This window comes from Acinetobacter sp. C32I, from assembly GCF_023702715.1.
Classification (GTDB): Bacteria; Pseudomonadota; Gammaproteobacteria; order Pseudomonadales; family Moraxellaceae; genus Acinetobacter.
In genome coordinates, this window is the sequence record NZ_CP098480.1 from 307,676 (window position 1) to 331,967 (window position 24,292).

Annotated in this window: 16 protein-coding genes; 3 read left to right on the forward strand and 13 right to left on the reverse strand. The window is 35.5% G+C overall.

Annotation, left to right across the window (positions count from 1 at the left end; genetic code table 11):
* Nucleotides 1-478: 478 nt before the first annotated feature.
* Both NDN13_RS01550 and NDN13_RS01555 read left to right on the forward strand, forming a co-directional pair.
* The gene (locus NDN13_RS01550; RefSeq protein WP_251116906.1) at nucleotides 479-2,140 is read left to right on the forward strand and encodes a phosphoethanolamine transferase; all 1,662 of its coding nucleotides are present in this window, start codon (nucleotides 479-481) and stop codon (nucleotides 2,138-2,140) included.
* A gap of 245 nt (nucleotides 2,141-2,385) precedes the next feature.
* Nucleotides 2,386-3,006, forward strand: coding sequence for a thiol:disulfide interchange protein DsbA/DsbL (locus tag NDN13_RS01555; protein ID WP_005316732.1), 621 nt, complete (start codon nucleotides 2,386-2,388; stop codon nucleotides 3,004-3,006).
* 212 nt (nucleotides 3,007-3,218) lie between these two features.
* Here the strand turns inward: NDN13_RS01555 and xseB are convergent, their stop codons facing one another.
* The 5 genes from xseB to NDN13_RS01580 form a co-directional block, all read right to left on the reverse strand.
* A complete protein-coding gene (xseB, locus tag NDN13_RS01560; protein WP_004652856.1) occupies nucleotides 3,219-3,416 on the reverse strand; it encodes an exodeoxyribonuclease VII small subunit in 198 nt (65 codons plus the stop codon).
* Nucleotides 3,409-4,677: an exodeoxyribonuclease VII large subunit gene (gene xseA, locus NDN13_RS01565; protein ID WP_251116907.1), complete on the reverse strand. Its 1,269-nt coding sequence runs from the start codon at nucleotides 4,675-4,677 to the stop codon at nucleotides 3,409-3,411. The genes xseB and xseA overlap by 8 nt, the downstream gene beginning before the upstream one ends.
* A 158-nt stretch (nucleotides 4,678-4,835) precedes the next feature.
* Complete coding sequence (locus NDN13_RS01570) at nucleotides 4,836-6,194, reverse strand: amino acid permease (protein WP_251116908.1); 1,359 nt, start codon at nucleotides 6,192-6,194, stop codon at nucleotides 4,836-4,838.
* A 185-nt stretch (nucleotides 6,195-6,379) separates the two neighbouring features.
* Nucleotides 6,380-7,492: a hypothetical protein gene (locus NDN13_RS01575; protein ID WP_251116909.1), complete on the reverse strand. Its 1,113-nt coding sequence runs from the start codon at nucleotides 7,490-7,492 to the stop codon at nucleotides 6,380-6,382.
* 15 nt (nucleotides 7,493-7,507) lie between these two features.
* A complete protein-coding gene (locus tag NDN13_RS01580; RefSeq protein WP_251116910.1) occupies nucleotides 7,508-13,108 on the reverse strand; it encodes a DUF6765 family protein in 5,601 nt (1,866 codons plus the stop codon).
* A gap of 646 nt (nucleotides 13,109-13,754) precedes the next feature.
* Here NDN13_RS01580 and NDN13_RS01585 point away from each other — a divergent pair.
* Complete coding sequence (locus NDN13_RS01585) at nucleotides 13,755-14,096, forward strand: endonuclease V (RefSeq protein ID WP_251116911.1); 342 nt, start codon at nucleotides 13,755-13,757, stop codon at nucleotides 14,094-14,096.
* A 402-nt stretch (nucleotides 14,097-14,498) separates the two neighbouring features.
* On the opposite strand, the gene NDN13_RS01590 is transcribed toward NDN13_RS01585, so the two are convergent.
* The 8 genes from NDN13_RS01590 to NDN13_RS01625 form a co-directional block, all read right to left on the reverse strand.
* Complete coding sequence (locus tag NDN13_RS01590; protein WP_251116912.1) at nucleotides 14,499-15,182, reverse strand: hypothetical protein; 684 nt, start codon at nucleotides 15,180-15,182, stop codon at nucleotides 14,499-14,501.
* Nucleotides 15,183-15,236: 54 nt separating this feature from the next.
* Entirely contained in the window at nucleotides 15,237-15,527 is a 291-nt protein-coding gene (locus NDN13_RS01595; protein ID WP_251116913.1) for a hypothetical protein, read from the reverse strand.
* Nucleotides 15,508-15,870 (reverse strand): hypothetical protein, encoded by a 363-nt coding sequence (locus NDN13_RS01600; RefSeq protein WP_251116914.1) that lies wholly within the window; start codon nucleotides 15,868-15,870, stop codon nucleotides 15,508-15,510. Before NDN13_RS01600 ends, NDN13_RS01595 begins: the two co-directional genes overlap by 20 nt.
* A 39-nt stretch (nucleotides 15,871-15,909) precedes the next feature.
* Nucleotides 15,910-16,533, reverse strand: coding sequence for a hypothetical protein (locus NDN13_RS01605; RefSeq protein ID WP_251116915.1), 624 nt, complete (start codon nucleotides 16,531-16,533; stop codon nucleotides 15,910-15,912).
* Nucleotides 16,534-16,788: 255 nt separating this feature from the next.
* Nucleotides 16,789-17,655 carry a hypothetical protein gene (locus NDN13_RS01610; RefSeq protein ID WP_251116916.1) on the reverse strand — a complete coding sequence of 289 codons (867 nt, stop codon included), beginning with the start codon at nucleotides 17,653-17,655 and terminating at the stop codon, nucleotides 16,789-16,791.
* Between the two features lie 206 nt (nucleotides 17,656-17,861).
* Nucleotides 17,862-18,347, reverse strand: coding sequence for a hypothetical protein (locus NDN13_RS01615; protein WP_251116917.1), 486 nt, complete (start codon nucleotides 18,345-18,347; stop codon nucleotides 17,862-17,864).
* On the reverse strand, nucleotides 18,347-19,411 hold the full coding sequence (locus tag NDN13_RS01620) for a hypothetical protein (RefSeq protein ID WP_251116918.1): 1,065 nt from the start codon (nucleotides 19,409-19,411) through the stop codon (nucleotides 18,347-18,349). The genes NDN13_RS01615 and NDN13_RS01620 overlap by 1 nt, the downstream gene beginning before the upstream one ends.
* Nucleotides 19,412-19,420: 9 nt before the next feature.
* Nucleotides 19,421-24,292, reverse strand: coding sequence for a DUF6531 domain-containing protein (locus tag NDN13_RS01625; RefSeq protein WP_251116919.1), 4,872 nt, complete (start codon nucleotides 24,290-24,292; stop codon nucleotides 19,421-19,423).

The window sequence follows — 24,292 nt, forward strand, 5'->3', positions numbered from 1 at the left end:
CAAGGGCTTTTTCTTGCTTGTGCTTTCCAATCCTCATGAATGCTAACACAGGCTTGAGGGAAGAGCATGATATTCAATATGAGAATGTCCAAGCATGATGCTTTCATTTCAGTTTCATTTAAGCAAACCGTTCTATTCTAAAAGCATCGTAAAGCCATACAAACATCGCTACACCTTTTGCCACATCCTCAGATGTGGTTTTTTTATGCCAATTTTTTGCTGTTCCAACTTTTTACACTGCATGGAGTGCATTAAATAATCATGGTTAAATTAATAGGGATATAAAATTTTTTATTTATTCTTATATTTAATTTAGTGCTTAATTTTTTAAAATATGACGGGTAAATTACATTTTTGTCATATTAAAAAAATAGATTGAATTTGAGATATACTTTTTTAAGTAGAGTGATTTATTTTTCGGATTTTAATTTTTATTTATTTTTAAAAAAGCTGGGGTGGATTTTTTCGGGATTTTAAAATGCTTTGGCTTAAAAAAACACTTGGAAGAGATGTTTCATTATTAACATTTAATTTTATATTGGCAATCTGGTTAGGTCTGTTTTTAAATTTTTCATTCTTTATGAAAATTCAAGACCTAACCCCTTATTTTGGTATCCAAAGCATTTTGTTTTTGATTGCTTCTGTATTAGTTGTGGTCTTTACATATAATTTTATATTTCAGATTTTTAACTGGCGCTGGACAGCAAAACCCATTGCGATTGGTCTGATCTTAATTGGTGGATTTTCATCCTACACGGTGACTTCGCTTGGTGTATGGATTACTTCAGATCAAATCCAGAATCTGATGCAAACCAATTTTACAGAAGCACGGGATCTTTGGTCTTGGTATCTTTTGATCTGGATATTGGGACTGATCATTCTGCCTATTTCTGTTGTTGCTGTGGTTAAAATTAGACATGAAACCAAACCCTTTATTTTTCAATTTACTCAAAAAATTCTAACTGCTGTTGTCTCTTTATCGATTGTTATTATGATGCTGTTCATTTTCTATGTCGATTTTGCAGCTATTTTCCGTGAAAATCGCAGTTTAAAAGGAATGATTTCGCCACAAAATATGATTAGCTCTTTTGTTTCATATTACAAAAAGAAGGCACCAAAGAAGAATCAACCCTTCGTCAGTTATGGTGAAGATGCCAAGCTTTTACAACGTGAAAATGCATTACCCAAACTGATGGTGCTTGTGGTGGGTGAAACAGCCAGAGCTGAAAATTTCTCTTTAAATGGGTACAGCAAACTCACCAATCCTGAAATGGCTCAACAAGACATCTTGAATTTTTCTAAAGTGAGTTCGTGTGGCACGGCAACGGCTGTTTCTGTTCCCTGTATGTTTTCAGGGATGCCACGTAAATTCTATGATGAGCGCTTAGCCATTCGTAGAGAGGGCTTACTTGATATTGCACAACGTGCTGGTTATCAGGTCACTTGGATTGATAATAATTCTGGTTGTAAAGGTGTTTGTGACCGGGTTGAGATGTATAAGATTGCAGAACCGATTCAGAAAAAATGGTGTAAAGGCGGGGAGTGTTTTGATGAGATTTTAATTGATAGTTTGCAATCCTATCTAAAATCTATTCCTCAAGGGGATACACAACCTCGTTTGCTTGTATTGCATCAATTAGGCAGTCATGGTCCAGCGTATTACAAGCGTGTCCCACCCCAATTTAAAGTTTTTAGGCCCACATGTGATACCAATGCCATTCAGGGGTGTAGCCGTGAAGCTTTGCAAAATACCTATGACAATACTTTGTTATATACCGATTATATCTTGAGCCAACTGGTTGAAACTTTAAAACAGAATACACAATATGAAACAGGCTTATGGTATTTGTCGGATCATGGGGAATCCACAGGTGAAAGTGGGATGTATTTACACGGAGCCCCTTATATGATTGCACCTCAACAACAAACACATATTCCGATGATTATGTGGTTTTCTGCACTTTGGAAACACTCCAATCCTGAGCAGATAAAATGCTTGTCGAATCAAAAAAATAAAGTATTGAGTCAGGATAATTTATTTCCAACCATGTTAAGTTTATTGGATATAAAAACGAAAGTTATTGATGCTGAAACGGATATGCTGGCGACTTGTTCATCCATAGCGCGTAAAGTTAATTAAACAGATGAATTTGTTTATTTTTGTGATGTAATATTTATTTTAATGGCGAAGGTGTGATAAAAATAGCAGCTTCACGATATACATTCCTCCAGTGAAATATTTATATCGTTATCCCATTCACTTTGCGAAGTGTTTGGGATTTTTTAAATGAGTAATCATTAAGTCGGGGTTAATGTCTGATTAAAATATTTATTTTGATGCGTATATTAACTGGATTAGAAGTGACTGTAAGAGCTATAAATTTAATGAAAAATTTTATTTTAACCAGCGCGGCTGCAATTGTTGCCGTATGTTCAACACAGAGCATGGCCGCAGATTTTGTTGCTGGTAAAGATTATACCGTGGTTCAAAATCCAGTAAAAACATCAGCACCAGCCAATACAATCGAAGTGAGAGAGTTTTTCTGGTATGGATGTTCTTATTGCTTTAAATTAGAACCACATATGCAATCTTGGTTAAAGACCATTCCGAAAGATGTTTACTTTCTGCGTACACCAGCGGCAATGAACCCGATGTGGGAACAAGGTGCGCGTGCATATTATGTGAGTGAGGCTTTAGGTGTACGTAAACGTACCCATCTACCTTTATTCCATATCAATTTTTCAGGTAAGGAAAAGGTTTTACAAAAAGAGGCTTTTGCTAAGTTTTTTACTCAATATGGCATTCCTGAGGCTAAATTTAATAGCAGCTATGATTCTTTCCCGATTACAGCAAAAATTGCAGAATCAAACCAATTGGCGCAAAAATATCAACTTACGGGCGTTCCAGCTGTTGTAGTCAATGGTAAATATATCGTCCAAGGCGGGGATAATAAAGTTGTTCAAGTTGTTGAATATCTAGTGAATAAAGAGCGTAAGGCTCAGTAATTTTGCTGTTTGAACCGATAGCAGACCTTTAAAGTCTGTGTCGTAAATCAAGCACGTATGAAGGTGTTGTCAGTACGGTTGCTACAACACTTCTTCGTTTATAAAATTGTTCACGATTTAAAATAGAGGGGCCGAGCCAGCGCAGCATCGTTTTTCGGCCATATCATGGTTTTATACGATTCATGATCAAACTGACTTCTTTATACTAAAAATTAACTCTCTTTAAAGGTTTCATTCAATGCTTGTTGCACTGCATCTACACGTGATTTACAGGCTTTGTATGCATTCATGGACTCCTCAACAATCTTCATTAAGTTATCAATATCAGGCTCTTCCTGAGCTTCGAGCAGCGCTGCATTTTTTTTGAGCAGGCTATAACCGTCTTTAAAGCTTAATTCTTTTTTACTCATGATCAATGACCTCTTTGATATGACTTACATTGGCATGGATATAACCATCATGCATTTCAACCGCAATGCTTGAGCCGACTTGTTGCACAGAGCGAATTGCTTTGTTTTCACTACGCACAATGGCATAGCCTTTGGCTAAAACATGTTTGGGATTTTGCAGTAATGTTTCCCGCATCAAGGCTTCGATTTGGGTCGAGGCTGTTTTAAGTTGCTGTTTCGCAAAATATTGCAGGGTTGATTTAGCAACTTGAAGGTGTAAATTACTGGCGCTGATTTGATTCTCAGCTTGTGATTTGATGACACTCATCAAACGATCATTTTGACTTTGATAGGCAGTAATCTGATGTTGAGACAGTAGTTTGATGGTTTGGAGATGATTGACGACATCTTGTGAGCGTTCTGCGATCAGATTCCGAATTCCTGCAATGACTTTACTGGGTGTATCAAAGGAACGATGTGCGATCTCATCTAAAATGGTTCGGTCTTTTTCATGTCCAATACCCACCCAGATCGGGACTTTGCGTTTACACAGCAGGGCAGCCAGATCATAGTCATTTAAATAAGCTAAATCGTTGACTGCACCACCACCACGAATGATCACGATCAGATCTGGCGGTAGGGTATAATCTTTTGCCCACTGGCGTAGCCCTGAGCCTAAAGACTCCATAATACTGTGTGCGGCGGTATTACCTTGAAAAGTCGCGGTGTGATAAACAAAATGACAGACACCAGCTTGATGTAATGCATCGGCATCTTTCTTGAAGTCACCTAAACCTGCTGCATTTTCCGGAGCAATCACCAGTACATTTTCAATATCAAATGGGGCGGGTAGTTCCTTATTAAGATGAACCAATCCTTCACTGCTTAATCGCGCAAGAATCTGTTGATAACGCTTTGCAATATCGCCCAAGGTAAAGCTTGAGTCGATATCTTCAATATTGACTGAAAAGCCATATTGAGGATCAAAACGAGCCTTGATTTTAATTAGCACATTTAAATCTTTTGATAGTTCAATACCACTTTCGCGCTCAAACTTGAGCACCATTTTGGCCGCAGTGAATTTCCAAATCGTGGCTTTACAGCTTGCGATGACTTTATCGGTATCTTGTTCTTTTTCAGCCAGTTCAAGATAGTAATGCCCACCTTTAATGTTTAAATTCCGAATCTCGGCTTTGACCCAGACAGGCTCATCAAAAGACAGGCGAATGACTTCCTGTACTGCAGAGAGATAATCGCTAAGAGAGAATTGAGGTTCGGACATTGGATTGAGTGATAAAGGGGACAGCACTATAGTAGCAAATTGAGTCAACTGATAACAAATCAGGCCTAAGATGTTGAAACTTATGCTTCAGATCGGCAGATAACGCATCTACAGCGTATTCGTGTTGAATCCTGTAGATGCGAATGAGTGGCCATGTTTTAAAGTGATTTATTCCATTTCAAGACTTTAAATAATCCGAACATAAACATGATCCAAACTGGAATTAGAATCACAGACTCTTTAAAGCCTTGGGTCCACATGATGTATAGAATCATGACAATAAAGGCGAGAACCAGATAGTTGCTAAGTGGCGAGAACAAGGCTGGAAATTTTACAGTTTTGCCTTCTAATCGAATAGTCTGTTTAAATTTTAAATGGGTAAAGCTAATAATCGCCCAGTTTAGAACCAAGGCAGCGACAGCCATATACATCAGGTGGCTTAGCGCTTGTTCTGGCACAAAATAGTTCAGTAAGACACAACCAAAAATCAAGATTGATGAAAAGATCACCGCTGGCATTGGTACACCTTGCTTGCTGACTTTTGCAAAAACCTTGGGCGCATTGCCTTGTACAGCCAGTCCAAACAGCATACGACTATTGGCATACATGCCACTGTTATACACCGAGAGTGCTGCGGTCAAGATAATAAAATTGAGTAAATGCGCGGCCCAATCAATCCCCAATTGACTGAAAATCATCACGAAAGGGCTTTTGTCCAAACCACCCAGATCAAGTTGATTCCAAGGAATCAATGACATGATGATCGCAAGTGAAGCCACATAAAACACCAATATCCGAAAAATCACCTGATTAATGGCTTGAGGGATACTTTTTTCTGGATTTTCTGCTTCAGCTGCGGTCATACCAATCAGTTCAATGCCGCCAAAGGCAAACATCAAGAACGCCAGCATATAAAACAAGCCGGAGAAGCCATGCGGAAAAAATCCGCCGTGTTGCCATAAATTGCTAAAGCTTGCGGTTGAATCAGCCCCTGCGGTCAGCAAGAGATACAAACCGAATAAAATCATTGAAATGACGGCAACGACTTTGATAATGGCCAACCAAAATTCAGATTCACCGTAAAACTTCACATTGCCTAAGTTGAGGCAGGTGACAACAATGAAGAAAAATAAGGTCGAGACCCAAGCCGGAATATGTGGCCACCAATAATGAACGTATTTAGCAATCGCTGTCAGCTCTGTCATGGCCACTAGAATATAGACCACCCAATAATTCCAGCCAGATAAAAAGCCTGGAAATCTTCCCCAATATTTTTGTGAGAAATAGCTGAACGAACCCGCGACAGGTTCTTCAACAATCATTTCACCCATTTGTCGCATGATCAGAAATGCGATCAAACCGACAATGGCATAGCCTAGGATAATCGAAGGGCCTGCGGACTGGATTGCCTGAGCTGAGCCTAAAAACAGACCTGTGCCCACAGCACCGCCCATCGCAATCAATTGGATATGACGGTTTTTTAGCCCACGTTTTAATTGGGGAGAGGAATTACTCAAAATACGCTGCGCTGAACAAAAAAGAAGTGATTGTAATGGATCGCGAGGAGATCGACTAGTTTGGAAAGAGGATTAGGGTGTGATTCTATGAAGTACAGAATTTACCCTAATCACTAACTGCTTCCTTATCGCGATAAGCGTTGTTTTTAAGATATCTAATTGTTATAGAAAATCATAAATCTTATTCATTTTGCCATGACGACTTCACCTTTGCGATTCATGGTTACTTCACCAGCATATTTATTTGGATTAATAACATTTCCATAACCAGTGAATTGTTGAGGTTTAATTTCATTACCTTTTTCATCAACGATTGAACTCCATTGATCCATCAGAATTGGGACTTTAAAACCATTAAAGGTATTGTTGGTAATCCGTACTCGAGGGGAGTGGTCAAGAACAATCGCGTAGGCTTGGTCATTTTTATTGGTGAGGGTGAAGGTGTTTCCATCAATGACTGTATCTGGGGAGAATTTGAGATAAAGAGTGGAGGGAATAGCAGTATCATCATCGTTTGCATCGGGAAATATTTGCTGTGAATTATCAATAAATTTGGACTGATTAAATCTTATTAAAGGAAAATGACTATATTGGTTTAAAGTGGCAGATGATAATATTTTATTGTTACTTATATCTGCTTTAGAGCCATTGATACTAAATTTGTTTTTAATGATAAGTTGTGAGCTTAAAACGCCTCCTCCCCATGAACGTAAATTTAAAGTATCTGCTTGTGTTTTAAGGTTTTTAATAAAAATATTTTCTAATAAGTTACTATCTTCACAAATTTTTTTCCCTAGTCTTTTACAATTGTAATCGTTATTGGCGTATAAGAATCCATATTGCTCTATATTTAAATTTCTGCTTTGATTCTTTTTTGAAAAGTTAGGCGGTGAGTATAAGTTACCTAAAACTATATTGGCATTTAAAATAATACCATTTTTAATGGTGCTATCATGCCCTTCTAGCACTAAACCAGGATTACCCTGTTTAGAAAAATCCCAGACATGGCCTTGCATATCTAATTCTTTATTCTTAAATTCTAAAATACCACCTGTAGGATCTATGGGGCCTTTATAGCCACTACTACCTTCAGCAGCTAAAAAAGCTAACCAGTCACGTTTTCTTTTTCTGGGTTCTGGAGCGATAAAGTCTCTGGTGGCGCAAACTTTGTTGATGGTTTTTCCATTCAGTTCACTAATACCGCAATTGGGGAACTGGTATTCCAATTCTGGTCTCTCTTTTGCTATAGAACAGGCAGAAATGCTTAAACAACTAATTAAGATTAAATATTTTTTCATTGTACTTTTCCTCTTTTATTGAACAGGTGCCGTACCATTGATTAAGAAAGGGCTAGCACCCAAAGCAATCATTATGCTGCTCGTTCTAACTGTAAGCTTATAGCCTCGAACTGCTGCAACAATATTGGCATTCTCACCATCTTTAGATTTATATTTGGAGACAGACGTATCCCAAATTAAATTGTTATATTGATCTTTTTGCTCTTTGGTTAGATCTTTAAATACACCGATTCGATTAGTAATAGCTTGAGGAATTGAATAGCCGTGTATACCAGCAATATGACCTTTAGCAGCATTCCCTTTATTGTCTTTTAATCTATTATCAGCTACGCTGACTGGATCAATTAACTCAAATTTATCCTCAGCTTTAGGTTTATATCCCCAATTGGTCTTAAATGATTTAGTTTCCTTCGTTTCAGGATTAGTCCTATTTTTTGCATCATAAACATAGATTTTTTGGGAGGTCGATTTACCATTGAGTAAATCTTGTAAGTAGGTAATTTTTTCTTTAATACTGTCTAAAGAACCCACCTCAGTTTCATGATTTAAGTGCTCTGGGATAGCATTGTAAATAGATAAGTAACCTTTTAGCTCACTCCAAGGCACAGCCTTAACCTTATTGGCTGGTGTTTTTAATACCTTCTCTCGGTATTCAACCAGTTTTTTATAAACTTGTTCCTGCTCAATAATAGAGCGCGTTTCATTGACCAACCAATTTCCATAACCAACTAAATTGCCTGGAATCTCAAACTGTCCATAATGATTGTAAGTATAGTCAGGATGCGAACCATGTGTACCGTGACCAGCTCCAGTATTCACACCAAAAGGATCATTATTCTGATCACGATGGGCGAATGTATCTTCAAATGCGTGTAAATATTCACCAAAAAACTGCATGCTTAAATTTAGATTTCCACATTCTGCTGCTCTATTGTAATTTCTGGTGAGCGTTCTCAGTTGAGGAATATTATTTAAATTTGAGGTCAGACGCCATTTTAAATATTCTGTATCTGACATTCCTTTAGGTTTTTCTAAGTCCCAACTACCAAGTTCTTTCCCCGATAATGGTTCATTCGTAGCAAAGCGATTATTGGTAAAGTGATACCACTCTAAGCGTTCGGATTTAAAGTTATTAATATAACTTACCCCAGCACCTCCTTCATCATCAAATGGACTAGTATTATCATTGGTATCAACAAACTGAGTTGCCAAAGCAATACGTCTTGCATTATCAGAATCAATACCTGCGGTAATGGCTAAGAAGTAAGTCATGTAATAATGCATATCGGTTTGATATAGCCCATAAGGGTCAACTTTATTTAAAGGATTATTTCCCACATACAAATAAGGATTTAGGCCATCAACTGTTCCCATTGGATCAGGCGTTAGATATCGTCCTATACTTGGGTCATACTGACGATAGCCATTGTCATACAAGCCAGTAATAGGATCTTCATTTTGTCCTGGTAAACGAATTGAAATTGCATAACGCAGATCATCCATCGACTGGGAGATCGGTAAATGATCAGTGACTCGAATCAACTTTGCCTCGTTATTATGTGTACTAATCGTATTTAAACGTTCACCGAAAGGTGAATAATCAGTTTGCCAACGTATGTTTTGATTTTCATCATAGACTTTTACTGGTGCACCAATACGATTGAATTGAACAGCATTAAACGAAGCGGAAGCTATATTTAACTGCTCATTCTGTTTTTGTGTAGAAATTTGACTAAACTGCATCACAGGTAAACCTGCGAACATCACATAATCGCGATCAACAACGATATCTTTCAGTTCTGTTGATTGGATATCTGAATACTGCTCAGTTGGCATGCGTAAACGCTGCTGTTCCCAGACACGAATATTATTTACATAGCTATTACGTTGAGAAAATTCGCGTTGTTGATTGTGAGTATTAAATGATACAGATCGTTTAGAGATCAAACCTTGTTGATTAAATTTTTGATCTATTGAAATATTTTGATTTTGATCATTTACCCCACGCCACGAAGCAGAAGATAGGTTCCAGAGCGGTGCACCACGATTTGCAGAGGGTACATAATCTAAAACAGTATTTATTTCAGCTTCAGCCTGCCACCAAGCATGCGGTTGCCCCGTTTGAGTATAAGAGGCGATGCGAGTGAGCTTCCCAGTTTCAACTTTATCTTTATTGACTGTATGTTGAGAAACCCCTAACAACTGCACAGAAGCATCAAGATTTTCACCATAACGATAAAGATTAATGGTTTCAGGCAGTTGTTCAGCTGCTTTTTGCCAGTTCAAACGACGATTTCCTTGGGCGTCATAAGCGAAGACTTGAGCAGGGTACCAAGACTGAGATAATTGAGGTTTAGTATCACTTTTCCATAAGGCTAAAAGCTGATCTTTATCATCATATTGATAGAATTGATGACCTGACTCATTGCTATAAATTAAGCGATTAACATGATCATAAGCATAGTTACTCGTTTGAATATCTGATAGCGGTAAATCATAGCCCATCCATTCATATTTGAATTTACGGATAATCTGTTCCCACCAAGACTGCGTTTGGGGATGATACCAACGTTGTTCTGTCAGTCGCCCCCGGCTATCATATTTGCGCCATAATTGCTGTCCAGAGGACAAACGATAATGAATGAGTTGGCCAAAATTATTCCACTGGATTTGATCTACATAAGCTTTTTCACCATTTTTATTAAGTTGCAAAGCAATAATTTTACCTAGATCATCCCTTTTATATTGGATTGTTAAATCATGACGTGTTTCTTTAATAAGTAACCCATTTTCATCATATTCATAATTTTCAGACCATGAGTTTATTGATAGATCATTATTTCTATTTATGTTTTTTCCTGATAAAAGACTATCAATTTTATTCAGGTATTGAGGTTGAGTAATAAAGTTAATCGCTTGAATATGTTGGTTATTGGCAGGTGTGTCGAGTTGAGCTGTCGTGTGGTGGAGCAATTTCCCATCTTGAGCATATTGCCATAGCTGTACTTCATCTTGACTAATCTGACGAATTGGTTTTGAACCATCAAATTCAGTTTTCTGAATTATTGTTTCAGCTTGGATTCGAGGATTTTTAATTGAAGATTCAATGAGGCGGTGTGCATGATCATATTTGTTTTTCTGAATCAGGCCTTTTTCATCAATTATTTCTACAGCTAAGTCTGCCTCGTTAAAGCGATATAATTTTACACCTATTGCAGGAGACAGGGTTGCTATCGTTCTTCCAAAGTCATCCATCCATTTATTTTGTTGTAGGCCAGAAGAGGACTGAGCTGCATATCCTTGTCTAAAAGAGGATACCGTTGAGCTGACAAGTTGGTGATTTGAATTTTCTAGTTGTGAAGTAATTGTACGTCCTAGACCATCCACTTGCTGAGTAAGAAATCTATTCAGAGCATCTTTACGTGTAGAAACAAGACCACTTTGAGTTATGTTTTGCAATAATCCCAATTGATCAGAAGATTCTATTGATATCTGTTGATGATTAAGATCAACTTTATTCGTCGTTTTTCTGAGAGGTTTGCCATCTGGTGCTATTAACGTTTCATCGGTCAGAAGGCTCTCAGTATTATACTGGTTTTGAGTAATTAAGCCTGTGAAATCTGTTCTTTGGGTAAGACGGCCAATAGCATCATAAATCAAGTCTGTTTGTTGCAGTCCATCTTTGGTTGAGATCAGTCTTCCTTGTTCATCAAATTTGTTTTCGATCGTATGTTTTTGAAGGTCAGTTGTAGAATAAGTATATTTTGAAATATTTACGCCACTTCCTTGATAATTCAGATCTACCCATACAACTCGTTTACCATCCTTGAACTCAAGCCGATGAGGTCGGCTCATTTGATCAAATAATAGAACTTGTAATTGTTGCTGACCTGGTAACTGAAGCTGTTTGAGCTGTCCACTAATATTATAAGCATAGGTCGTAATATCACTATCCTGAGGAGAGTTAGTTGGACCATTTGGTAAAGGACCATCCTCCCAGCTCAAACGACCTTGTTGATCATACCCATATTTGGTTTCCCGAACCAATGAGTCTCCTAAAGGAGAAAATCCAGATTCCTTAACAGAGATCAGTTGATTGTTTTGATTGTAAAGATACTGTTTACGATATTGTTTACCCGCGACAACACTATTGCGTGATTCAGTTTTTAGGCGACGATAGTTCTGTTGATTCAATTGACTCAGCAGAGAATAGGATGCATTTTCCAAAAAAGTAGTTTGTTGAATCTGATAAGACTCATATTCATACGATGTGGTTTGAGCTTCGATCCCGATACCAGAAACAGTTCTGGTGATGACTTCCCCCAAATCGTTATATTTGAGTTCAATGGCACGAATCACTTTTCCAGCCGGATCAAGATCAGAGGCATAAGCGACTAAACCTTGCGAATTAAACCGATAACGCTTATTGACTTCGCCACAACTGGCACACCCAGCACCCAGACTTTCTAATAACTGAAATTGAGTTCCATCAATTTGATAAGTGTATGTGGTTTTCTGGCCTAAACTATTGGTGACAATATTTTTAAAAACGGCTTTGCTGTTGCTGTAATTTGCTGGCATATTCTTATGAGTACGCGCATCAAACTGTATAGAGACTTTCTCCACCCCATTGGCATGCTGGCTGAGGATGGCACGATCTTGCTGATCATATTGCCACTGAGAAATTAATTTAAACGTGTTCTGAGTCTGATCAAAAGACCACTTAGCAGTGAGGTTATGAATATCCCCACCTTGGAATTTAGGATCATAACTATACTTAAACCGACGTCCATCAGGGTAGAGTACTTGAGCAAGATTATGATGTTTGTCTAAGAAATAATAATAACGTCCGACAGGTGTGGTTAAGGTGATTTGGGGTAATCCAAATTGAGTTGTTGAGTATTGAAAAGAAAGTTGGTCACCTTTTAAATTCTTAACGACGCTAAGACGCTGTTGCTGGTCATAATAGAAATTAAAATTGAGCTGAGGGTTATTTTTTTCAATATCTGCCTGAGCGGTGATTTTAGTGATATGAGCAAGATTAGGATCTTTACCACCTAAATATTGAAAGGAATAATCCTGATTGGATTTAGTTTTATGCCAAATCCATCCTGAGCCATCGATTTTTTTCTCAATCCAACCATCAGCAGGATTTAAGGGCAGGGCACGAACGACAAATTGATTATTACCCAGAGGAATCTTATTTTTTTTGAAATTGATACGTTGGCCTGAATCGAGACGGATCTGAATAATATCGGGTTGTTCATACAGTTTGATATCAAAAGAGCTATACCAACCATAGCCTAGAGCGGTATCTGCATGACTTTGGCTATTATAAAAACGAGAAAAAGAGAGACCTTTAAAAGCAGGAAGTTCTTTAAAATCTTCAACAGCTTCAAACTTATTACCATTGAGTACATTGATCGGGTTTCCGACACCATTATCGATACCACCACAGGCATAGGTTGGTCCTTCGCTTTGAGTGACAACTGCGAAGGAGGAGTTAACACCACATTTGCTAAAATCTACAACCCCAGCCTGAGTTAATGTTGAATTTAATCCTAAAATAGAAAGTCCAAGGTTAAATAACCCTACTTTGAGAATCGTATTTTTCATATTGCATTCTTTTTATTGATAATAGTAATAGCTTGGTAATAATATATTTTAATCCAATTTAAATCAATTTTTTAAAGAAAATTTTATTTTTTAATTTGATTTAATAATGAAGTTGGTGAGTTTTGTTTTTATGTGACTTTATCCTCATTTTTTTGTCATTTTAGTATTTGTTTTAGATGTGAAATATCTATTTTATCGAATAAAGTTATTTTTGATCCTATTTTTATACTATTGAAAATTATAGATATTTTTTAAAACTTAATGGTTGTTAAACTATTTTTAATGAACTTTTGTTCAAATTATATGTTTAGTTTTAAAAAAAACTTCACATATGGTGTATCCAACTTTATTCAAAATTTATTTTATTTAATCCAATTTGTCTTGACCTTTTGGTGGTTTTTTTACATAAGAACTTTTTGCTTCAAGTCGGATTGATTTAGTTAATTTTTCATTAATTTTATAAGAAAAAGTAATTCTAAAAGCACTTTGTTTTTGCTCATGTAGTATGAACAGTAAAATTTAATGCATTCGGCTCAAATATAATCATTGAAAGGCTGTTCTTGCTAATTATTTTGATTTAAATGATATAATTTTATACTTGTAGTATAGTTGCAAAAAGATTTTAGGTAGAGTGGTAGACGTTTTTATGATTTTTGCCGTAGATGTTGCTTATCATGAGGATAGTGCTTTTGTTGCAGGAATTTTGTTTGAAACTTGGGAGAGCTCTAGTTTTGAAAAAGTTTATACTAAAAGAGTAGATTCTATTGCTGACTATGAGTCAGGCGCTTTTTATAAACGTGAGTTACCTTGTATTTTATCTGTTTTAGATGAGGTTCAAGAATCTATAGATTTTATTGTTATTGATGGATATGTTTCTCTAGGCGAAAATAGGGATGTAGGGTTGGGGATGCATTTATGGAATTCGTTAGGGGGTAAAACACCTATTATTGGTGTTGCAAAAAACTATTATAAGAATACACCACATTGAATGTGGAGTGTTAAGAGGAGCTAGTGTAAAAAAATTATATATTACAAGTGTGGGGGTGGAGTTGGATTTAGCAAAAGAATATATACTAAAAATGCATGGAATTTATAGGATTCCAACTTTGTTAAAACAACTTGATCAAATAAGTAAACAAGTATAAAAATAAATTTCTATTGTTTAATTTTATGGTTAAGTTTGAGTATTCAGTGGCTTTAAATTTTCATATTGTATCTGTATTTTTTAAACGGGTAGATTTATATCTTGCTTAAATGGTGCTATTTTTATTGGCTTTAAGCAAGATGTGATTAAATTTTATCTAAAAATATTTTTTGGATGAAGTTTAATTAGCCTTATTGTTAAATGGGGTTTTGGTGTGATTTGAAAAGTAAGATTTGAGCTTTAATTTCAAGTTCGATGTTTTTTGATAATGAAAAATCTGAAAATATTCTCTGTTGTATAATCAGGAATTTTGTCAATATTTATAGCATTTCTGAAGTTTTTCCAGTTAATTAAACTTGATATTTTTTTTAGAGTTATTTTAGGTTGTATTTTTTTTAGATTAAATGGTTCAATTATTATGCTGTTGATTGAATGATTTAATTTAATTGCATCTAGAATAAATTGAAATTGAGATAATTCAATGTTTAACCATTCTAAATAAAAATCAAATAAACTATCATGTGTTTTAAAAAAGAAAGAATTTTCTTCAAATGAATAAATTTTACCAAAGTGATTGCCTGATGTGATAATGCAACTTTCATAAGAATAATATCTGTCGATTATACCTAAAAAGCCTTTTACATTATCATTAAAGATGTCTTCTTCGTGAAGGTTGTGAGGATTATAAATATTAAATTTGTTTAGGCTGTACATTCCCCAGTCTGGACCAGCTCCGCCATCACCAAAATACTTTAAAAAACTACATAATTGCTCAGGCAATAAAATATTATTATTAGTTTCAAATATTAGCAAGTCTGAAGCTTTTTTCCTTTCTCCAAATTTATATTTATGAAAAGATGAGTCAAAAACAGTATAAAGGTTATCATACTGTTTTAATAGTTGGACTTTTTTCTCAACAATTTCCCACATGTTAAATCCTGTTTAAAAAAGCTGATATAACACTAAAATAATAATTTAAGCTGTTTATACATGATTATTAATATCAAAAAGATCAGTATTTTTAAGAATATTTAGACTTTTCCCATCTAGAATACAGTTCAGGGATGGACCCCCTAGGTTATCTATTTGATAAATGATTTTCCCATCTATTTTGTTTTTTCCATTAATAACAGCATAGAATATCCCATAGCTCCATGTTAAATCACTTAACTTCATGGGAAAGTTAATATCTTTTTTTATTTTATAATCATCATTCGAAAAGTCTAAAAATTTATCATATTCTTCACTTGTTCTATCAAGCCCTTTTTGGCTCATTTGGTGTTGGTATTGTTGCTGTACGACCTTGAAAAAGTAGGCCTGAAAATTCCTGATGATTGAAATCATCAGGAAAAATATATACACCATTTTCATTAGTATCAATCCACATATATTGAAGATTAGACATGTCAAAAAGCTCTTTTGGAAAAAGTGGAGGAAGAAATTTTCCAATTTTTTCTCCATTTTTTACGCAGACTAGTTCGATCAAACAATCTTCAAAAAGAGGCTTTTCTTCAATCTCTTTATACATTATTCCGTTAAATGGCAGCTTTTTAAAAAAAATTTTTCCATTTTCCTCATGTAATAATTCATCAAAATCTACAAGCTGTGCTATTTCCATTTTTACTCTCAGTTATATAAGTCAAAATAATGCAATAACTTAGATATGGTTGTTAATATCAAAGAGGTCACTGTTCTTAAGGGTTTTGATTGTTGTATCATTGACGATATAGTTTAAGTAATTTATACCAAAATTATCTATTTGGTAGATAATTTTATTATCTTTCATGTTTTCTCCATTAATTACAGCATAAAATCTACCTACTCCTCCTTGTAAATCATCTAAAGTTAATGGGTAATCTATACTTTCTTTGATCTTGTGCTCTTCATTCCATTTTTTTAATTCCTCTTCCCATTCTATATTTTGTATGTTAGGGAATGGAGGTATTGGAATGCTGGCAGAATTTCCTTGAAATAAAACACCTGTAAAATTAGAATGATTAAAATCATCAGGAAAGCCATATTCTCCATTTTCTGTATTTGTGATCCACATATATTGTAGATTCTCCATATCAAATAATTCTTTTGGGAATAAAGGAGGAATATACTGTCCAATCCTTTTCCCGTCTTGCATACATGTTAAATGAATTGCGCAAAGAAAATGATCGTTTTCTATCCACTCACCACTCTCTTCAAGCAATACACCGGTAAATAGTTGTCGTTTAAAATAGAAGAGGTTATCTTTATTAAGAATTAAATCTTCAGAATGAACAAGCTGGAACATTATTTGTCGTACTTCCTGTTAGTGAAATTACATTGACTAAAACGCAGCAACAGTTTTGCCGCAGCTGTACCTACACCAAATACAACTAAAGCATTAGCTATAGCTTTTGATAATCGCTCAGAAGCACTATTTAACTCATTTAAGGCCCAAGGTTTTTGTATAGGTTCTGATATTAATTTAATAATTTTATTATAAAAGAAATTTAAAACGCAAATCATTACCTTTAATGTATTTGCGTATATATTAGCTTAATTTTTAATTGATTTGCTTTAATATTTCATCCCAGTTTCCCGCTATTTGTTTTTTTTCTATATAAATCCAACGGAGTATTGCAAATCTTAAGCGAATTAAATTGGAGGTGTCACTTATATACCATAAATTGGTTCTGTAATTTCCAATTTGATATTCATATTCTTCTCCAATTTTCCAATTAAAATCTCTTATTATGTTGAATGGTTCATCGAAGGTTGTATTTAAATCTGAACTATTTTCATTTTTTTGTGAGCTAATTTGATTGATAAATATAACTACCCAATTGTGCAGTTTTTCAACCCATTTAAATTTTTTGTTAATATGAATATATTTTTTTGCTGTTTCTATATCTCCTGATATGATCAAATCTAAGGTGTAAGTAATATATGAGCTTTGCGAACCTTCATCCCAGTTTTTGTTGTCAAATTTAAGATAGTGATCAAGTAAATTTACACTATTATTTTTTATTTCATTGAAATCTATATCTGTATTGTGATACCAACTATAACTATAATTGTAGTAAATTGAAACTCTTGATTTTATGAATTTATTTAAATCTTTCCATTTACTATCCCAGTTAGGGTGGTTTGGGTTAAGTATCTCTTCGCATTCTGATACATTCCATAATAAATATTCAGATAATAAATCTTTATTTGAATGGGTAAATGCTAAATCTAATGCCCAATCTAAATTGGATTGTATCGTTAGATAAGGATAGTAGCTATCAACTAACTCTTTTTTATAATTAAGCTTCCAAAGATTAGCTTTTTCTTTCATGTACTCAATGTCATGCTGGACAGCATTTGAAAGATGCTGATCCCAGCTTAATTTAACAGAGTCAATATCTTTCTTTTTAAACCAATTTAGCATTGTCTTCTTCCTACTTTACTGGAATGATTTCTGGCATAACAATAACTCGGTCAAGAGGCTTTCCAATATTATCTAGATATACCTTAACTTGCTAAATAACTCTAGAGACATAGGTTTTTTTAAAAAAGTTGTTAATAATTAAAATATATTTGACTTATGTGTGATTTTGATTTTATGAAAACCGTAAGATAATGGTTTTAATTGATCTATAATAAAAGCAATAGAGATTTTTTTGTTTTTTCAATCAAATATTCCGTTATTTTTAAACTATCTATATAATAAACATCTTCATTAATATTAGGGTTATTTAGGAGTGGATTATCTTCTAAAAAATAAAGTTCGGATTTTTCAAATCTAAACTCGCCTTGTAGTAAAAAAGGAACTTGCTGGACCTCTTCAAGTAAAAGTAAGCATATTTCTAATTGGGTCTGATTTAATTTAATTTGAGGGCTGAGCTCAGTTATATATCTGGCTACCCAAAAATCGAAAGTCCAACAATTTAAATTTCCTAGAAGTTCTTCTTTTTCATCCTCATCTGCTTGAGTTTCAATAACATCTCTAAATACATTGAGGCGTTCTGGGGTATCATCACCCGAAAGATAGAAGTCATTACAGCTTCTATTTTCAAAATAACCTGTTGCATCTTCTAAGATAATTTTAATGAGTTCAAAATCTTTACTGGATGTATTCATTATTTTTTCCAAAACTTCCAAGACCTTTTACTAGTAGTTTGCTGAACTGTATCTGCATAAAGTGATCCTTTCGCAAACAGATCATCTGCAAAATCAGGATACTCTTCTCGCACCCGCTTTAAGATACCCAATAAAAAATCATCCATGTAGTCATTTGGGTTAGTAATAGGGTGTAATTGACCTAATGGTGTATTGGTTAGCACATGTTCTAAAACTGGGTTTTGAAGACCTAAGTGTTCTCTTAGCCTTAGCACACTCAATACTTCATAAGGGATGTATTCATAAAACCCAGATGAAAAATCAAAAAAGGCTTTTGAGTTATCTGGGCGGCATTGATGAGTATGACGATCAAGTGCGCAAAGCAATAAATGTTCTATGCGAGCCATATCATCCGTTCGCCATTCTTCAATTAATGCGTTAAAGAGTGGCTCATCGTAAGCACAATTTGGATAATTTGAATCTGACCATCCTTGCCAATTGTTTATTAAACGTAAAATAAAATATTGTGTCCGTCGTCTTCCATAATTGTCATTTGCATCATTAAAAATATCTATGTCCGTGTCGATGAGGAAATTTATCTGTTTGGCTATATCAAGCGCCAAATCAAACCAACCTTGAGAAAGTGTATCACCTATTGTATTTCCTAATTCTGCTAGGAACAATACAATACTAGTTTTTGGAAATTTTCCTTCTTTACTTTTTTGAATTTTTTGCTTAGTGTTCTCTAATTCTAAAAGAGTTGCGAAAGCTTTGTAATACAAAGATTTTGAATAATTTTCATTATAAATTAAATTATTTAAAATGCTTAATAAGTTCATCTGTTGTTTAGATTTTGATAATCCAAATAAACATGTTTCAACATTTGTAGTATCAAAGTAAAAATTTTCAATTAAATTAAATTCAGGCATCTCTACAGTATATAGATATTTTCCTTCATTAATATATTTATTTAAACTTTGTTGGTTAGTTGTAATATCTACATTAAATTGACTCAAATATTTGATGTATTTTATACGTGATGGAAATTTAATATAAACTCCCGACTTTATTAAATCGTTACTCATGCCAAATCCTTATTTCAACGCATCGGTTGGTTTGTTTGCTGTCCAGTTAAATAATTTCATAATTGAATTTCCTGATTCATTCAACTTAGGTAAAGCAACCTGCATTACTTTATTATCTACTGTATAGCCTTTTTTCATCAAATCTTTAATCTTATTTGCTAACTGTTCATCTGCAATACTAATAGGTTTACCTGCTATACTACCACTTCCAGGTGTGCCATTTCCTGCTGCATCTGTAATCCATTTATTAAATCTGTTAGCCAAGTCTTTAGGCCAAACAGGTGTCCCACCAGCACTAGATTTTACCTCAATATGCTCAATGGTCTTGGTTGTTGGATTAATATAAACCAAATCGATACCATTCCCAGACTTATTTTGAATTGGAACAAAATTCTTACCAGTCAATACTGAAAGTATTTTGATTGACTCTCGTTCTGCAAGTACGCCATCATTTCTTGATCCCATTTTAACTTTTGGCCCTAATATAAACGGTCTTTTTATTAGGTCTGCCAATGTTGCAAGTGGAGGAGGAGTATATGGTTTTTCAGTCTTAACTGGTCGGATAGGTGAAGTTTTACTTACTTTTCCTACCATTGATTTAATCATTGAACCTAATTTTGCTGCCGCTGTACCTCCACCAAATACAACTAAAGCATTAGCTATAGCTTTTGATAATCGGTCAGAAGCACTATTTAACTCATTTAATGTACAAGGTTTTAATAAAACTTTACCAACATCAACAAATGCATCTAAAAGTTCTACAGCTGCTTTACCCATAAAGTAAGATGCAATGCCTATAGCTACGATATCAGCAGCCCAGCCAAAAGGTGTGGCTTGAGCTGCTGCAAAAATTGCAATAGCGCCAGCGGTAACGGCTAAAGAGGCTGGCTGTATCATTTCTATCAATTGATCTGCTAAAGCAGTAGGTACTCCTCTAGCTGTTCTCCAGAAGACATATTGCAATTTTTGATCAAATGTTGCGTTAGGTACTTGGGCACTTGTTGTTATTTGTGGAGTAAACACTTTTGATGGAGCCAACCCCAAAGGATCACTAAAATTATGAGGCTGCCCTAAAGCAAAAGCATAAAGATCAGGCCCAACGGCTAAACCCAATGGGTCGGGGGTAATGTACTTTTCATTCTTGGCATCAAAATAACGATTGGTGTTGTAATGCAGATTGGTCTCAGCATCAAAGTACTGATTAGAACCCCGTAAATTAAACTCGATAAAACCGAATCGACCGTGATTATAGGCAAGGGGAGAAGCAAATAAGTTGTCACTGAGTTCAGCTTGCCAAACCACTTTACGTTGGGCATTACTCAGAGCAATAGGAGCTTGACGATGGTCGACATGAATGTAGTACAACTCATTATTGGCAATCATGCCAACAGGCGTTTGATTCATCCAGATATAGGATTTATCTACTTTGCCTTGGTCATCGGCTTCTGCAAGAAGCTGACTGCCATCGTAAAAATAATAAGTGGTCTTGGTGCCTTTCCCTGTCGTTGAGGCTACTGTTTTCTGGATACGTTGACCAAATAGATTATATTTATACTCAGCCAAGGTTTGTTTATTCAGTTGAGTATCTTGAGTAACATAATCACTAACTGTTTTAACCTGTTCATTCGGCTTGAGATATTCCACTTTAACTAGACGATCAACACTGTCATAACTAAAGAACAGGACCTTATCGTTCTCAATTGCCCAACGCTTACGACCAAGCTGATCATATTCACTGCCATACTGTGCAGTCACTTTAAAGCTATGGTTGAAGTGTTGAGAAGAAGATGCAGTGACAGGTAAAAGTTGGATTTCTGATTGCTTTCTAAATAGATCGAGTTGAAGCAAACGATCTGAAAATCCTGGATTAAATTGTTGCGGTGCTTGAGAACCTACTTCAGATTTATAATGATAATTGACTTTATTTGGGGAGGGTTCCTGATTGAGATAATCCAGAGCGGTTTCACCCGTGTAGACGTTACCTGAACTAACAATACGGCCTTGTTTATCAAGTTTTTCACGATGCTCTAGACCATTGCCAAATTGATAACCATAATTAACGGATGTGTCTGTTGCACTATTTAGATTCTCAATAACAGACTGAGAAATGACACCAAGCGGACCACGCTTAAGCTGAATTGATTCCAGTAGACCAGCTCGAGCTTCATTTTCTGTTCTATAGCGATATTCTAGGTGTTGTCCATTTGGTAAAGTTCGTCCAATCAATTGGGCATGATTGTTGAACTCATAGCCAACATTAAAATGTTTACCATTAACAATGAGTTCATGTTTTAACAGTTGGCCGTTATCGTTATAAGCAAATTGTTCTTCCCCTGCTTTAAATTGAATACGGCTCGGTTTATTGTATTTTCCCCAAACAATTTTGCCATGCTCATCAAGCTGCTTTTGAGCATTCAATGATTTGATCTCAACTACACGTTGGGCAGCATCACGAATATAATATGCTGAGCTCCCATCTTGACGCTGCTGACCTACGACCAAGCCACTTGCATTGTATTGATAGGTAGTTATCCCTGTAACAGGACTCTGAACTTTAACAATTTCACCAAAGTCATTGTAGAAATAATAGGTTGAACGATTTTGGAAGTCTTTGTCTATATTTTGAGTTTGTACAGGAGTAGACCAATTTAAATGCTCAGGCGAGGTTAATAGTCCATTAAGTCTATAAGCAGAGAGTCCTTGTGGATCAGGCCGAGCGATATTGCCAACAGTATCATTGAGCGTGGTTGATGTATTCTTTAATGCAGAAAGAACAGGATCATTCGCTTGATGATCATTTAAGTCATACTTACGTTCTTGTGCGATGCTTCCATCGGGATTGAGCAGTTGAGCCTGACTGACCTGATTTTCAGAGTTTTTAATGAGTTTAATCTGATTATTTTGCCCATCATAAAGTGATTGGAGCTGTCCAGCTTCATCATAATTAAAATTCATTCTTTGGCCAGTTTGGTTAAGAATGGCTTTTAGCTTTCCGTTATTAGCATAGTCAAGATGAGTTGATACCCCAGCATATTTAAACTGGCTTATTTCGCCTTGGGAGTTATAACTTAGTTCAGCTTGGAGATGGTCTATTCCAGTATATTTAATTAAACGACCAAATTTATCATATTGAAACTTTGCTGATAAACCTTGAGGGTATACGATGTGATCGATTAACTCAGGATTTGTAGCATTATAAACATATTGTGTAATATCACTATCCTGAGGAGAGTTAGTTGGACCATTGGGTAAAGGACCATCCTCCCAGCTCAAACGACCTTGTTGATCATACCCATATTTGGTTTCGCGAACCAATGAGTCTCCTAAAGGAGAAAATCCAGATTCCTTAACAGAGATCAGTTGATTGTTTTGATTGTAAAGATACAGTTTACGATATTGTTTACCCGCGACAACACTATTGCGTGATTCAGCTTTTAAGCGACGATAGTTCTGTTGATTCAATTGATTCAGCAGAGGAGAGGATGCATTTGCCAAAGTAGTTTGTTGAATCTGATAAGACTCATATTCATACGATGTGGTTTGAGCTTCGATCCCGATACCAGAAACAGTTCTGGCGATGACTTCCCCTAAATCATTATATTTGAGTTCAATGGCACGAATCACTTTTCCAGCCGGATCAAGATCAGCGGCATAAGCGACTAAACCTTGCGGGTTAAACCGATAACGCTTATTGACTTCACCACAACTGGCACAGCCAGCACCCAGACTTTCCAATAATTGAAATTGAGTACCATCAATTTGATAAGTGTATGTGGTTTTCTGGCCTAAACTATTGGTGACAATATTTTTAAAAACGGCTTTGCTGTTGCTGTAATTTGCTGGCATATTCTTATGAGTACGCGCATCAAACTGTATAGAGACTTTCTCCACCCCATTGGCATGCTGGCTGAGGATGGCACGATCTTGCTGATCATATTGCCACTGAGAAATTAATTTAAACGTGTTCTGAGTCTGATCAAAAGACCACTTAGCAGTGAGGTTATGAATATCCCCACCTTGGAATTTAGGATCATAACTATACTTAAACCGACGTCCATCAGGGTAGAGTACTTGAGCAAGATTATGATGTTTGTCTAAGAAATAATAATAACGTCCGACAGGTGTGGTTAAGGTGATTTGGGGTAATCCAAATTGAGTTGTTGAGTATTGAAAAGAAAGTTGGTCACCTTTTAAATTCTTAACGACGCTAAGACGCTGTTGCTGGTCATAATAGAAATTAAAATTGAGCTGAGGGTTATTTTTTTCAATATCTGCCTGAGCGGTGATTTTAGTGATATGAGCAAGATTAGGATCTTTACCACCTAAATATTGAAAGGAATAATCCTGATTGGATTTAGTTTTATGCCAAATCCATCCTGAGCCATCGATTTTTTTCTCAATCCAACCATCAGCAGGATTTAAGGGCAGGGCACGAACGACAAATTGATTATTACCCAGAGGAATCTTATTTTTTTTGAAATTGATACGTTGGCCTGAATCGAGACGGATCTGAATAATATCGGGTTGTTCATACAGTTTGATATCAAAAGAGCTATACCAACCATAGCCTAGAGCGGTATCTGCATGACTTTGGCTATTATAAAAACGAGAAAAAGAGAGACCTTTAAAAGCAGGAAGTTCTTTAAAATCTTCAACAGCTTCAAACTTATTACCATTGAGTACATTGATCGGGTTTCCGACACCATTATCGATACCACCACAGGCATAGGTTGGTCCTTCGCTTTGAGTGACAACTGCGAAGGAGGAGTTAACACCACATTTGCTAAAATCTACAACCCCAGCCTGAGTTAATGTTGAATTTAATCCTAAAATAGAAAGTCCAAGGTTAAATAAACCTACTTTGAGAATCGTATTTTTCAT

Coding starts and splice junctions, on each gene's coding strand:
- NDN13_RS01550 (WP_251116906.1), top strand. CDS start 479: ATGCTTTGGCTTAAAAAAACACTTGGAAGAGATGTTTCATTATTAACA.
- NDN13_RS01555 (WP_005316732.1), top strand. CDS start 2,386: ATGAAAAATTTTATTTTAACCAGCGCGGCTGCAATTGTTGCCGTATGT.
- xseB (WP_004652856.1), bottom strand. CDS start 3,416: ATGAGTAAAAAAGAATTAAGCTTTAAAGACGGTTATAGCCTGCTCAAA.
- xseA (WP_251116907.1), bottom strand. CDS start 4,677: ATGTCCGAACCTCAATTCTCTCTTAGCGATTATCTCTCTGCAGTACAG.
- NDN13_RS01575 (WP_251116909.1), bottom strand. CDS start 7,492: ATGAAAAAATATTTAATCTTAATTAGTTGTTTAAGCATTTCTGCCTGT.
- NDN13_RS01580 (WP_251116910.1), bottom strand. CDS start 13,108: ATGAAAAATACGATTCTCAAAGTAGGGTTATTTAACCTTGGACTTTCT.
- NDN13_RS01585 (WP_251116911.1), top strand. CDS start 13,755: ATGATTTTTGCCGTAGATGTTGCTTATCATGAGGATAGTGCTTTTGTT.
- NDN13_RS01590 (WP_251116912.1), bottom strand. CDS start 15,182: ATGTGGGAAATTGTTGAGAAAAAAGTCCAACTATTAAAACAGTATGAT.
- NDN13_RS01595 (WP_251116913.1), bottom strand. CDS start 15,527: ATGAGCCAAAAAGGGCTTGATAGAACAAGTGAAGAATATGATAAATTT.
- NDN13_RS01600 (WP_251116914.1), bottom strand. CDS start 15,870: ATGGAAATAGCACAGCTTGTAGATTTTGATGAATTATTACATGAGGAA.
- NDN13_RS01605 (WP_251116915.1), bottom strand. CDS start 16,533: ATGTTCCAGCTTGTTCATTCTGAAGATTTAATTCTTAATAAAGATAAC.
- NDN13_RS01610 (WP_251116916.1), bottom strand. CDS start 17,655: ATGCTAAATTGGTTTAAAAAGAAAGATATTGACTCTGTTAAATTAAGC.
- NDN13_RS01615 (WP_251116917.1), bottom strand. CDS start 18,347: ATGAATACATCCAGTAAAGATTTTGAACTCATTAAAATTATCTTAGAA.
- NDN13_RS01620 (WP_251116918.1), bottom strand. CDS start 19,411: ATGAGTAACGATTTAATAAAGTCGGGAGTTTATATTAAATTTCCATCA.
- NDN13_RS01625 (WP_251116919.1), bottom strand. CDS start 24,292: ATGAAAAATACGATTCTCAAAGTAGGTTTATTTAACCTTGGACTTTCT.